Below are 12782 nucleotides of genomic sequence, written 5' to 3'. Positions count from 1 at the left end.
CGGTTGGGCGGCGTCCAGGCCCGTCTCAGGACTGCGCGGTTGGGCGGCGTCCAGGCCCGTCTCAGGACTGCCCGGTTCGGCGCCCTGCGTCGTCTTCGTCTCAGTACCGGCCATGACGGCGGATCTCCCCACGCAGTACTTCGGTGATCTTCAGGGAAAGTGCGGCCACCGGCTTGTCCTCGATACGGCGCGGCTGGGGGATGTCGACCGTCCACTCGCGGGCCACCCGGCCCGGGCGGGAGGACAGCAGCACCACGCGCTGCGCGAGTCGTACCGCCTCGCGCACGTTGTGCGTGACGAACAGCACCGACAGCCCCGTCTCTTCCCAGATCCGGGTCAGCTCGTCGTGCAGCACGTCCCGGGTGATGGCATCGAGCGCCGCGAACGGCTCGTCCATCAGGAGGAGCCGGCTGTCCTGCGCGAGCGCCCGCGCCAGGGCGACGCGCTGCCGCATACCGCCTGACAGTTCGTGCACCCGTTTGCCGTACGCGCCCGTCAGCCGAACGAGTTCGAGTAGCTCCTCGGCCCGGGCGCGCCGTTCGGACGAGCCAACACCCCTGAGCCGCAGTGCGAGTTCGATGTTCTTGCCCGCGGTCAGCCATGGGAAGAGGGCGTGTTCCTGGAACATCAGGGCAGGGCGGCCGTCCGTCGTGATGAACCCCGCGCTGGGCTGGTCGAGCCCTGCCACCAGATTGAGCAGCGTCGACTTGCCACAGCCCGAGGCCCCCAGGAGGGTGACGAACTCACCTGGTGCGACATCGAGGCTGATGTCGTCCAGGACGAGATGCCGCCCGCCCGGTCCTGTGAAGGACTTCGAGACATGCTCGAGGCGAGCCGCGTACTCGACCGCCTCGGCGGTCTCGGCGGCCTTGGCGTAAGTCGTGGCCATGGTCGTCACCTCCTGGGAACTGATCGGATACGGGGTCTAGTCGGCGCCGAGACCGGCGTCGCCGACCGTGTTCTCGCCCGCGGCCTTGAGGACCTTGTTGAGGAGCGTGAGGTCGTAGATGCCGTCCAGCTTCGGGCTCTTCAGCAGTCCGGCCTTGACCGCGTGCTGCGCCTCGGTGTTCAGGGTCGAGGCCAGCGGATCGTCGGTGATCTGGATGGACTTCCACGCCGGGTCCAGGACGTTCGTCGGCAGGGCCTTGCCGGAGTCGGCCTCCAACTGCTTGTTCGCCGCCGCCTTCGCCTCGTCCGGGTGGGCGTTGATCCACTTGTTGGTCTCGACGGAGGCCGTCAAGACGGCCTCGACGGCCTTCGGATGCTCCTTGAGGAACGTCTGGGACACGATGATGTTCGTGATCACGAACTTGTTGTCCGGCCACAGCGTCGACTCGTCGAACAGGACCTTGCCGCCCTCGGCGACCAGCTTGGACGCGGTCGGTTCCGGCACCCACGCGCCGTCGATGGAGCCGGACTTGTAGGCATCCGGGGTGATCTTGTTGTCGGTGCGGACGACCGAGACGTCGCCCTTCCCGCTCAGCGCGTCGACCTTCCAGCCCTGGTCCGCGATCCAGTTGAGGAACGCCACGTCCTGGGTGTTGCCCAGTTGGGGTGTCGCGATCTTCTTGCCCTTGAGGTCTTTCAGGGAGGCGATCTTCTTCGGGTTGACGACCAGCCTTACGCCGCCGGATGCCGAACCACCGATGATGCGCAGGCTCTTGCCGTCGGACTTGGTGTAGCCGTTGATCGCGGGGGAGGGGCCGATCCAGCCGATGTCGACGGAACCTGAGGTGAGGGCCTCGATCTCGGACGGACCGGCATTGAAGATCTGGTATTTGGCCCGCGTGGCACCGAGCGACTTCTGGAAGAAGCCCTTCTGGACGCCCACGAGCGCGGTGGCATGGGTGAGGTTGCCGAAGTAGCCGATCTTCACGGAGTCGAGGCCGTCGACCTTCTCGGTCCCGGCGGCGACCTTCTGGGCGGGTGTGTCGTCCTTGGCCTGGGATCCGTAACCGCAGGCGGTGAGCGCGAGGAGCGGGAGCGCGGTGAGCGCGGCCATGCCGCGGCGAAGTCGGGACGGGGGGAGGGTGGCAGGCACGGGAGGCGGTCCTCTCGTCGGCCCGGCGGTCACGGATTCTCAGGCCGTGGCCGGGAGTTCGGCAGGTCTTCGTTTACGCAGGCAGCGGGGGACGAGCGCGCGCAGGCAGCGCTCGTACGTCATCGCGCACATCGCGCCACCCCGCCCTGCCCGCTCCCAAGAGCGCCGCTGCCGACGCGGCCGCCCTCCTTCGCGAACGTCGCGTAGAAGTCGGTGGAGGTCATGTCAGAAGTCCCATCCGCCCTCGTCGGCCCCGTCCTTCACCGGCTCGGGTGTGGCGAACGACTCGCCGGCCATGCCCGCGGTGAGCGTGGTGCCGTCGGCCGGGTCGATCAGGATGAACGAGCCGGTGCGGCGGGAGTCCGCGTAGGCGTCCACCGGCAGCGGCTCGGCGGTACGGATCCTCACGCGGCCGATGTCGTTGGCGCCGAGCCGCTCCGGGTGCGCGTGCAAGGACAGGTCGTCAAGCGTGAGGCGGGACGGGATGTCCTTGACGATCGCCTTGACCGTGCGGGTGCCGTGCTTGAGCAGTACACGGTGCCCGACGGTCAGCGGCTGGTCGGCGACATGGCAGACCGTCGCCTCGATGTCCTGCGTGATCGCGGGCGCGTCCTCGCCCGGCACGATCAGGTCGCCGCGCGAGACGTCGAGGTCGTCCTCCAGCAGGAGGGTCACCGACTGCGGGGTCCACGCCACGTCGACGGGTCGGCCCAGCAGGTCGATGCCCGAGATCCTCGTCGTACGGCCGGACGGCAGAACCGTGACCTGCTCCCCGACGCGGAACGTACCGGCCGCGATCTGGCCCGCGTACCCCCGGTAGTCCGGGTGCTCGGCGGTCTGCGGGCGGATCACGTACTGCACGGGCAGCCGAGCGTGGCAGTGCGCCAGGTCGTGGCTGACCGGCACGGTCTCGAGGTGTTCCAGAACGGTCGGGCCGCCGTACCAGTCCATGGTCGCGGACGGTTCCACGACGTTGTCACCGACCAGTGCCGAGATCGGGATCGCGGTGACCTCCGGGATGCCCAGCTCGCTCGCGTACGCCGTGAACCCCTCGGCGATCGCCGCGAAGACGGGCTCCCGGTAGTCGACGAGGTCCATCTTGTTGACGGCGAGGACGACGTGCGGAACGCGCAGCAGGGCCGCGATCGCCGCATGACGGCGGGTCTGCTCGACGACACCGTGGCGCGCGTCGACCAGGATCACCGTCAGCTCGGCCGTGGAGGCACCCGTGACCATGTTGCGGGTGTACTGCACATGGCCGGGGGTGTCGGCGAGGATGAACCGGCGCCTCGGAGTGGCGAAGTAGCGATAGGCCACGTCGATGGTGATGCCCTGCTCGCGTTCCGCGCGCAGACCGTCCGTCAGCAGCGCCAGGTCCGGCCCGTCCTGGCCGCGGCTCGCGGATGCCCGCTCCACGGCCTCCAACTGGTCGGCGAGGACCGACTTGGAGTCGTGCAGCAGGCGGCCGACGAGCGTGGACTTTCCGTCGTCGACCGAACCGGCGGTGGCGAACCGCAGGAGGGTGGTGGCGGAGAGTTCCGTAGTCGTAGTCGTAGTCGTAGTCGTGGTCATGGTCAGAAGTACCCCTCGCGCTTGCGGTCCTCCATGGCGGCCTCGGAGAGCTTGTCGTCGGCGCGGGTGGCACCGCGTTCGGTCAGCCGGGATGCGGCGATCTCCGCGATGACCTGCTCCAGGGTCACCGCGTCCGAGTCGACAGCGCCGGTGCAGGACATGTCACCGACGGTCCGGTAGCGCACGAGACGCTTCTCGACCCTCTCGCCCTCCTTCGGCCCGCCCCACTCACCGGCGGTCAGCCACATGCCACTCCGCTGGAAGACCTCCCGCTCGTGGGCGAAGTAGATCTCGGGAAGCTCGATGTCCTCGCGGGCGATGTACTGCCACACGTCCAGCTCGGTCCAGTTGGACAGCGGGAAGACACGGACGTGCTCGCCGGGCGCGTGGCGGCCGTTGTACAGCTGCCACAGTTCGGGGCGCTGGCGGCGCGGGTCCCACTGCGAGAACGCGTCGCGCAGGGAGAAGACGCGCTCCTTGGCACGGGCCTTCTCCTCGTCCCGTCGCCCGCCGCCGAACACGGCGTCGAACCGCTCGGACTGGATCTTCTCCGTCAGTGGAAGGGTCTGCAGGGGATTGCGGGTGCCGTCGGGGCGCTCCTTGAGCACACCGCGGTCGATGTAGTCCTGTACGGAGGCCACATGGAGGCGCAGGCCATGTGCTGCCACCACACGGTCGCGGTACTCCAGCACCTCGGGGAAGTTGTGTCCCGTGTCCACATGAAGCAGCGAGAAGGGCACCGAAGCGGGCGCGAACGCCTTCAGCGCCAGGTGCAGCATGACGATGGAGTCCTTGCCGCCGGAGAAGAGGATCACCGGCCGCTCGAACTCGCCCGCCACCTCGCGGACGATATGGACGGCCTCGGACTCGAGGGCGTCCAGATGGGACAGGGCGTACGGGATGTCCGTGCCCTCCTGTGCCGTCGCGACGGCCGTCATATGGGTCTCCCTGGTGGTCGCGGCGTTCGGGGAAATCACCGTCATGGTCAGCCGTGCAGCCCGCACTCGGTCTTGGCGCGGCCTGCCCAGCGGCCGGCGCGCGCGTCCGCGCCCTCCAGGACCCTGCGGGTGCAGGGCGCGCAGCCGATGGAGGGATAGCCGTCCGTCAGCAGCGGGTTGGTGAGCACGCCGTGTTCGGCGATGTACGCGTCCAGGTCGTCCTGGGTCCAGCGCGCGATCGGCGAGATCTTGACCTTCCCGCGCCTCTCGTCCCAGCCGACGACCGGGGTGTTCGCCCGGGTCGGGGAATCGTCGCGGCGCAGCCCGGTCACCCAGGCGTCATAGCCCTTCAGCCCCTCCTCCAAGGGCTGGACTTTGCGCAGTGCGCAGCACAGGTCGGGGTTGCTCTCGTACAGCCGGGGGCCGTACGCGGCGTCCTGTTCGGCGACCGTCTGGCGAGGGGTGAGCGTGATGACGTTGACGTCCATCACGGCCTCGACCGCGTCGCGGGTGCCGGTGGTCTCCGGGAAGTGGTAGCCGGTGTCGAGGAACACGACGTCCACGCCGGGCAGCGCACGGGAGGCGAGGTGGGCGACCACCGCGTCCTCCATGGAGGAGGTCACGCACAGGCGCTCGCCGAAGGTGGCGGCGGCCCACTGGAGGATCTCCGGTGCGGAGGCGTCCTCCAGGTCACGGCCGGCCTGTTCGGCCGGCTCCCGCAACGAATCGGCGTCGTAGGCATCCTGAGTGTTCGTCATGGGCGGTCCTCTGCGCTGTCGGCTCGCCTGAGCCCCCGGGCCAGCAGGCCCAGGAACCTCAGCTGGAAGGCTCGGTTGCACGCTCCGCATTCCCACGCCCCGTGGCCGTCTTCGCCGGGACGCAGGTCCTCGTCGCCGCAGTAGGGGCAGTAGAAGGGCGCCGCTCGCCCGCTCACGACAACGCCTCCTCGGATGCGCGCGCGGCCCAGGCGGCGAACCGCTCGCCCTCCGCGCGTTCCGCCTGGAACCGCGTGAGGACGCGCTCGATGTAGTCGGGCAGTTCCTGCGAGGTGACCTTCAGGCCGCGGACCTTGCGGCCGAAGCCCGCCTCGAGGCCGAGCGCGCCGCCGAGGTGCACCTGGAAGCCCTCGACCTGCTCGCCGTTGTCGTCGAGGACCAGTTGCCCCTTGAGGCCGATGTCCGCGACCTGGATACGGGCGCAGGCGTTCGGGCAGCCGTTGAGGTTGATGGTGATCGGCTCGTCGAAGTCCGGGATGCGGCGCTCCAGTTCGTCGATCAGCGACGAGCCGCGCGCCTTGGTCTCGACGATGGCCAGCTTGCAGTACTCGATGCCGGTGCAGGCCATGGTGCCGCGCCGGAACGGGGACGGCTTCACCCTGAGGTCGAGGGCCTCCAAGCCCTCGACGAGCGAGTCGACCTCCGACTCCGCCACGTCGAGCACGATCATCTTCTGCTCGGCGGTCGTACGGACCCGGCCCGAGCCGTGCGCCTCCGCAAGGTCCGCGATCTTCGTCAGTGTGCTGCCGTCGACGCGGCCCACGCGCGGCGCGAAACCGATGTAGAAGCGGCCGTCCTGCTGCCGGTGCACGCCGATGTGATCGCGCCAGCGCTCCACGGGCTGCGCGGGCGCCGGACCGTCGGTCAGCCTGCGCTCGAGGTACTCGTCCTCCAGGACCCGGCGGAACTTCTCCGTACCCCAGTCGGCGACCAGGAACTTCAGCCGGGCGCGGTTGCGCAGCCGCCGGTAGCCGTAGTCACGGAAGACGGAGATGACGCCCTCGAAGACGTCGGGGACCTCTTCCAGCGGCACCCAGGCCCCGAGCCGCTGCCCGATCCTCGGGTTGGTGGACAGGCCGCCGCCGACCCACAGGTCGAAGCCGGGTCCGTGCTCGGGGTGGTGCACGCCGACGAAGGCCACGTCGTTGATCTCGTGCGCAACGTCCAGCAGCGGCGAACCGGAGATCGCGGTCTTGAACTTGCGGGGCAGGTTCGAGTACGCCGGGTTGCCGATGACCCTGCGGTGGATCTCCTCGATGGCAGGGGTGCCGTCCAGGATCTCGTCCTCGGCGATACCCGCGACAGGCGAACCGAGGATCACGCGGGGCGTGTCGCCGCAGGCCTCGGTGGTGGACAGGCCGACGGCCTCCAGTCGGTTCCAGATCTCCGGCACGTCCTCGATCCGGATCCAGTGGTACTGGATGTTCTGCCGGTCGGTGATGTCGGCGGTGCCGCGCGCGAACTCCTGCGAGGTCTCGCCGATGACGCGCAACTGCCGCGTGGTGAGCCGGCCGCCGTCGATACGGACGCGCAGCATGAAGTACGTGTCGTCCAGTTCCTCCGGCCCCAGGATCGCGGTCTTGCCGCCGTCGATCCCGGGCTTGCGCTGGGTGTACAGGCCCCACCAGCGCATCCGGCCGCGCAGATCATTGGGGTCGATCGAGTCGAAACCCCGCTGGGAGTAGATCGTCTCAATGCGTGTCCGCACATTGAGACCGTCGTCTTCCTTCTTGAACTGTTCATTGCCGTTGAGCGGCGTGAAGTGACCCACGGCCCACTGTCCTTCGCCACGGTGACGGCTCACCTTGCGGCGGGGCATGGCGGGGTTCTGCGGGGCGGCGGCCATGGTGGATACGTCCTTCAAGACAGCGACGGGTGGGGTCGGCGCGCAGTGCCGTCGACGAGGGGCGGCGTTCGGGCGGGCAGCTCTGACCTGCGCATACGGGCACGCGGCAGGATGTGCGCGGCAGTGCGCAAGAGCGAAAAAGGGGAAACGGGAGCCGGCTGAGACTGCTCAGCTCGCCGGACAGATGGCGCTGGACGTGCGGACGAGATCGACGTGTCGTCGACTCACCAAGGCAACTCCAACTCCGGACATGGCGGAAGGGTGGCACGGCGAGCCGGGTACAGTCCAGCCGGCGTCCAGAATGCAGACACCCTTGTACCGAAATATGGGACAAGGGTGTCAGCGGCCGTACGGCGCGAGGTGGGTGCGCAGGCGGATCAGAGGGCGTGGGCGCCCGGCCAGGGGCCCGGTGTGGCGACCTCCGGTTCCTCCTCGACCTTGGTGTCGAACAACTGGAAGCCGCGGCGCTGGTAGTTGGCCATGGCGTGCTCGCCGTCCTTGCTGCAGGTGTGCAGCCACACCCGCTTCGTCTCCGCCAGCCCGGGCCAGCGGTCCGTGAGGTCCCATGCGCGGGCGGTCCCGTACGACAGCAGGTGGCCGCCGATCCGCCGCCCGCGGAAGGCCTGGATGAGCCCGAAGTAAACGATCTCCACGACCCCGTCGTCCTGCGACTCCAGCTCCACGTACCCTGCCGGCGTGCCCCGGTCGTAGGCGACCCAGGTCTCCACGCCCGGCCGGTTCAGGTGCTCCCGCCACTGTGCGTACGTCCAGCCCAGCCGGTCGGTCCAGCGGATGTCACCGCCCACCGACGCGTACAGGAAGCGGCTGAACTCCGGCGACGGCTCCTGCGCGCGGACGATGCGGACATCGCCCTCGGGGGCCGCGGCGGGCTGCAGATCCGCCGGGGACGTCTGCTCCAGGGACCACGTGGTCACGATCAGGGTGCTCATGCGGTCAGGGAATCACGCGGGCACCCGGTACGACAAAGGGGTAGCGGCGCTGCCCTGCGTCACGACGCGGGCGTCCTACCTGCGTGTCTACTCCAGGGCGGCGTCCACGCAGTCCAGCGGAACCGCGTACAGCACCCGCCCGCCGGCCGTACCGGACCGCCCCTCGTCCCCGCTCGCCTCGCCCTCGGTCAGCGTCCACAGCTCGCCCGTCTCCTGCTGGTACGACAAGGACGCGGTGTGTCGTCCCCAGCAGGCGTACGTCTCGTCGGCCGCGCAGGTCGCCGCCTTCGCTCCGGATGTGTTCTGCCGCCAGAGCGTGCCGTGCCGGCCGCCGTCGGACGGCGCCCGGTCGATGTACCAGTCGGCCTGCCCCGCCGGTGTGCGCCGGTACGAGAGCACGCCCCGCACCCCGGACGCCTCCGTCTCGTACGCCTCGGTCGTCCGGACGTCGCCGCGTGCGTCCGTGGCCAGCAGCCCCGCGCGGCCGGGCGCGGTGCTGTACGCGTAGCGCCAGACGCGGGCCGCCCGGTCGGTGGTCCCGCGGCGCAGCCGCTCACCCGCGACCAGGCTGACCGGGGCCGAGGTGCGGTCGAGCGAGAGCGCGGAGAAGCAGGGGACCGCATGGGCGCCGGTCCTCGAACAAGGGCCTTGGGCCGGCCGGTAGGAGCCGATCGCCGGCAGCACATACCGGTAGCCGTGCGCCGCGTAGCCGCCCTTGACCCGGCCGACCGCGGCGCTGTCGACGTTCGTCCTCAGGATGCGGCGCAGGTCGAAGACGAGCAGGGAGTCGCGGGCGGTGACGATCAGCTTGTCCTGGTGCCGGACCATTCCGGACATGCGGGTGCGGACGGCGGTGAAGTCCTTGCCGTCGGGGCTGGGGGCGACCAGCAGGACCCAGCGGTAGGCGAGGCGGGCCGGGTCGTTCGCGTCGATGAAGGCGATCCGGGCGAGCCCCCGGTCGGCGGCCGGGTCGCCGGCGCGGCGGTCGTCGTGCGTCCAGCCGGACAGGATGACCCGGTCCGCGCCCGGGCGGCCGTCCGCGGTGTCGGCGGAGGTGGCGACGGACCGCGGCAGCCACTGCGTGGTCGTCGCGTCGTCGTGGTTCCAGCAGTACGCGCGCGTGGCCGCCGGTCTGACGGGCAGTGCGTCCGTCTCGGTGCCGTCGCAGGCGGACCGGTCGCGCATGGTGTGGTCGGCGGACGCGAGGACGTCGTGGATGCCGACGCCGCCGCCGAGCGAGCGGGTGAGCGTGTCGAGCGTGCGGCGGTCGGTGAGGTTCTCGTGGAGGCGGAACTGCGCGGTCCGGTCCGCGGCGGTGATGCGGGTCAGGCCCCCCGGGTCGTTCCCGCCCACGGCCTGAGAGGTGCTGATCAAAGTGGCGGCGGCGGTGAGCGCCAGCGCGGTCCCGGCCAGTGTGGCCCGCAGCGCACGGCCCCTGCGCCTGCGGCGGTGCCTGCCACGGTGCTTCATACAACCTCCTGGCGTGGGCCAACTGCTCCTCGTGTTCCGCATGTTGATCGAGGAGCGGGTGGGGGTGGCCTGTGAGGGGGATGCTACGGCAGGCGGATACGGGACCAGTCGAAGACCCGGGAAAAGGAGGGGTATCCCCATCGAGGGGGCTATTCTCCCGGGCGCGGGAGGAGCGCGCGAGGGCGGCGCACGCGCCCCGCGCCCGCACCACCCCCGGAGCCCCGGAGCAACCGTGGCGCTGTGGAGCCCACAGAACGTCAGGAGACCGGCCGGGCCCGCTCCACCATCGCGGCCAGGTCAAGGCTGTGCGGCAGCGTGCCGAAGGCTGCGCCCCAGTCACCGCCGAGGCGGGAGGCGCAGAAGGCGTCGGCGACCTCCGGCGGCGCGTACTGGACGAGCAGCGCCCCCTGGAGCACCAGCGCGATCCGCTCCGTCAGGCGTCGTGCCCGCGCCTCGATGCCCTCCAGGTCGGCGAGTTCGGTGAGCAGGTTCTTGATCGCGCTGTCCAGGCGGTGGTCGGCGCCGCGCGCCCGGCCGACCTCCTGGAGATAGGCGTTGAGGGTCTCCGGCTCGCGCTGGAGCGCCCGCAGCACATCGAGCGCCTGGACGTTGCCCGCTCCCTCCCAGATGGAGTTGAGCGGCGACTCGCGCAGCAGCCGGGGCATGCCGGACTCCTCCACATAGCCATTGCCGCCGAGGCACTCCGAGGCCTCCGTCACCAGCGGGGTGCAGCGCTTGGTCACCCAGTACTTGGCGGCCGGCACCGCGAGCCGCAGGAAGGCCCGCTCCTGCTCGCTCCCGTCGTCGTACGCCGCCGCGAGCCGCAGCGCCAGCGTCGTCGCGGCCTCCGACTCCAGCGCCAGATCGGCCAGCACATTGCGCATCAGCGGCTTGTCGACGAGCCTGCCGCCGAACGCCTCGCGGTGATCGCAGTGGTGGATCGCCTGCGCCACGGCCTGCCGCATCAGTGAGGCCGAGCCGAGGACGCAGTCGAGCCTCGTCGCCGCGACCATCTCGATGATGGTGCGCACCCCGCGGCCCTCGTCGCCGACCCGGCGCGCCCAGGTGCCGTCGAACTCGACCTCGCTGGAGGCGTTGGACCGGTTGCCCAGCTTGTCCTTGAGCCGCTGGATCCGGAACACGTTCCGGGTGCCGTCCTCCAGCACGCGCGGCACGAGGAAACAGGTGAGGCCGCCCTTCCCGTTCTTGGAAGGAGCCGCCTGCGCCAGGACCAGGAACCCGTCCGACATCGGGGCCGAGCAGAACCACTTGTGGCCCGTCAGGGCGTACGTACCCTCCTCGGCGAGCGGCTGAGCCGACGTGGTGTTCGTCCGTACGTCGCTGCCGCCCTGCTTCTCCGTCATACCCATGCCGAAGATGGCGCCGGCCTTCCGGGCGGCGGGGCGCAGATCGCGGTCGTAGACCATCGAGGTCAGCCGCGGCTCCCACTCGGCGGCGAGCGCCGGGTCCGTGCGCAGGGCCGGCACCGCGGCATGCGTCATCGACATCGGACAGCCGGTGCCCGCCTCCACCTGCGTCCAGACCACGAAAGCGGCGGCGCGGCGCACATGCCCGCCCGGCCGCGCCCACGCCGCGGTCAGCCCCGCGGCGACGCCCTGGCCCATCAGCCGGTGCCAGGCCGGGTGGAACTCGACCTCGTCGATCCGGTTGCCGTAGCGGTCGTGTGTCCGCAGCTTCGGCGGGTTCTCGTTGGCCTGGAACCCCCACTCCTGCACCTGCGCGGACCCGGCCCTGCGCCCGAGCCCCGACAGCTCGTCGCGGGCCTCGTCCAGGAGCGCGGGGTCCAGATGTCGTTCGACGGCCTCGACGAGTGCCTGGTCGGCACGGAAGACGTCGTATGCGACCAGTGGCGGAGCCTGGTTGGTCACCGTGTGCGTGCTGGCTGCCATGTCTGCGAACTTACCCTTCGGTACGTCGTCGGTCACCCCCTTCACCCAGGCGGGACGCCCCACTCCGCGCGCCCGCCCCACCGGGAGCGGAGTACCGCCTGGCGGCGGATACCGTTAGGGAGTGCAGCCAGCAGCTACTGATACCCCCGAGCGGACGTCCGGCCGTCTCCACCGGGCCCGCGTCCTCTACCGGAACGTCTCCAAACGCAGGACCGCCTGGCTGTTGCTGAAGGACACGGTCAACTCGTGCATGGAGTACCGCATCCTCGGCCTCGCCGCCGAGGCGGCGTTCTTCACGCTGCTGTCCGTGCCGCCGCTGCTGCTGAGCCTCACCGGACTGCTCGGGTACGTCGACGCCTGGACCGACGCCGACACCATCCACAGCCTGGAGAACAACCTGCTGGAGGCCTCCCGCACGGTCCTGTCCGACCGGGGCGTCACGGAGATCGCCCAGCCGATCCTGCACGACGTGATGAAGGGCGGCCGCCCGGACGTCATCTCCATCGGCTTCCTGTTCGCCCTGTGGTCGGGATCGCGGGCGGTGAACGTCTTCATCGACACGATCACGGTGATGTACGGGCTCGACGGCGCCCGGGGCATCGTGAAGACGCGGCTGCTCGCGTTCGGCCTGTTCATCGTGGCGCTGCTGATCGGCTCGGTGGCGCTGCCGCTGATGGTGGCGGGGCCGGACGCGATGGTGAAGGTCCTGCCGTGGTCGACGACGGTGGTACAGGTCCTGTACTGGCCGGTGGTCATCGTCCTGTCCGTCGTGTTCCTGACGACGCTGTACCACGTGTCCGTGCCGGCGCGGTCGCAGTGGGTCGAGGACGTGCCCGGGGCCCTGGTGGCGCTGGCGATGTGGGTGCTGGGGAGCTTCCTGCTGCGCATCTACCTGACGCACACGGTCGAGGGCCCGACGATCTACGGATCGCTGGCCGCTCCCGTCGCCGTGCTGCTGTGGATCGGCGTGTCGGCCTTCGCGGTCCTCGTCGGCGCGGCCGTCAACGCGGCGATCGACCGGGTGTGGCCGGCCGCGGCGACGGCGGCGGCCCGCGCGGTGAACGAGCGGCTGCGGCACGAACAGGCCGCGGAGTACATGGCACGGGCAGCCGCCGCCCGCGCGGCCGACCCCGATCCCGACGACCCGGACATGCCCTCCGAGTTCCCCGAGCGCTGGTCCCGCTTCCTGCCCCCGGAGGACGTCACGTCACGCCTGCGCGCGCAGGCGCGCAGCGCGCCCCCTGAGCGGCAGAAGGCGCAGGGCCCGGGGGAGTGAGAG

12 protein-coding genes are annotated in these 12782 nt (G+C 70.4%); 1 reads left to right on the top strand and 11 read right to left on the bottom strand.

All coding sequences use genetic code 11. The features are described 5' to 3' along the window. Positions 1-100: 100 nt before the first annotated feature. The 11 genes from BIV24_RS18735 to BIV24_RS18695 all read right to left on the bottom strand — a co-directional run bounded on the left by BIV24_RS18735 (position 101) and on the right by BIV24_RS18695 (position 11503). On the bottom strand, positions 101-889 hold the full coding sequence (locus tag BIV24_RS18735; RefSeq protein WP_071367498.1) for an ABC transporter ATP-binding protein: 789 nt from the start codon (positions 887-889) through the stop codon (positions 101-103). A gap of 36 nt (positions 890-925) precedes the next feature. Then, entirely contained in the window at positions 926-2002 is a 1077-nt protein-coding gene (locus BIV24_RS18730; RefSeq protein WP_079168370.1) for an aliphatic sulfonate ABC transporter substrate-binding protein, read from the bottom strand. A 264-nt stretch (positions 2003-2266) separates the two neighbouring features. Next, positions 2267-3613: a sulfate adenylyltransferase subunit 1 gene (locus tag BIV24_RS18725; protein ID WP_071367496.1), complete on the bottom strand. Its 1347-nt coding sequence runs from the start codon at positions 3611-3613 to the stop codon at positions 2267-2269. 2 nt (positions 3614-3615) lie between these two features. Continuing rightward, positions 3616-4551, bottom strand: a complete 936-nt coding sequence (cysD, locus tag BIV24_RS18720) for a sulfate adenylyltransferase subunit CysD (RefSeq protein WP_071367495.1) — start codon at positions 4549-4551, stop codon at positions 3616-3618. A gap of 47 nt (positions 4552-4598) precedes the next feature. Next, a complete protein-coding gene (locus BIV24_RS18715; RefSeq protein ID WP_071367494.1) occupies positions 4599-5309 on the bottom strand; it encodes a phosphoadenylyl-sulfate reductase in 711 nt (236 codons plus the stop codon). After that, positions 5306-5485, bottom strand: a complete 180-nt coding sequence (locus BIV24_RS32110; RefSeq protein ID WP_079168368.1) for a hypothetical protein — start codon at positions 5483-5485, stop codon at positions 5306-5308. The genes BIV24_RS18715 and BIV24_RS32110 overlap by 4 nt, the downstream gene beginning before the upstream one ends. Then, complete coding sequence (locus tag BIV24_RS18710; RefSeq protein WP_071367493.1) at positions 5482-7173, bottom strand: nitrite/sulfite reductase; 1692 nt, start codon at positions 7171-7173, stop codon at positions 5482-5484. The genes BIV24_RS32110 and BIV24_RS18710 overlap by 4 nt, the downstream gene beginning before the upstream one ends. 168 nt (positions 7174-7341) lie before the next feature. Beyond that, on the bottom strand, positions 7342-7425 hold the full coding sequence (locus BIV24_RS36260; RefSeq protein WP_342745258.1) for a putative leader peptide: 84 nt from the start codon (positions 7423-7425) through the stop codon (positions 7342-7344). A 125-nt stretch (positions 7426-7550) separates the two neighbouring features. Further along, a complete protein-coding gene (locus tag BIV24_RS18705; protein ID WP_071367492.1) occupies positions 7551-8123 on the bottom strand; it encodes a GNAT family N-acetyltransferase in 573 nt (190 codons plus the stop codon). 87 nt (positions 8124-8210) lie between these two features. Next, the gene (locus tag BIV24_RS18700) at positions 8211-9593 is read right to left on the bottom strand and encodes a hypothetical protein (protein ID WP_071367491.1); all 1383 of its coding nucleotides are present in this window, start codon (positions 9591-9593) and stop codon (positions 8211-8213) included. Between the two features lie 257 nt (positions 9594-9850). Further along, positions 9851-11503, bottom strand: a complete 1653-nt coding sequence (locus BIV24_RS18695) for an acyl-CoA dehydrogenase family protein (protein ID WP_071367501.1) — start codon at positions 11501-11503, stop codon at positions 9851-9853. 121 nt (positions 11504-11624) lie between these two features. Here BIV24_RS18695 and BIV24_RS18690 point away from each other — a divergent pair, with 121 nt between their 5' ends. Next, positions 11625-12779 carry a YihY/virulence factor BrkB family protein gene (locus tag BIV24_RS18690; protein ID WP_079168367.1) on the top strand — a complete coding sequence of 385 codons (1155 nt, stop codon included), beginning with the start codon at positions 11625-11627 and terminating at the stop codon, positions 12777-12779. The last annotated feature ends 3 nt before the right edge of the window (positions 12780-12782 follow it).

It is taken from the genome of Streptomyces colonosanans, assembly GCF_001866645.1.
In the GTDB taxonomy this organism is placed as follows: Bacteria; Actinomycetota; Actinomycetes; order Streptomycetales; family Streptomycetaceae; genus Streptomyces; species Streptomyces colonosanans.
This window is presented reverse-complemented; position numbering and strand designations above follow the sequence as displayed.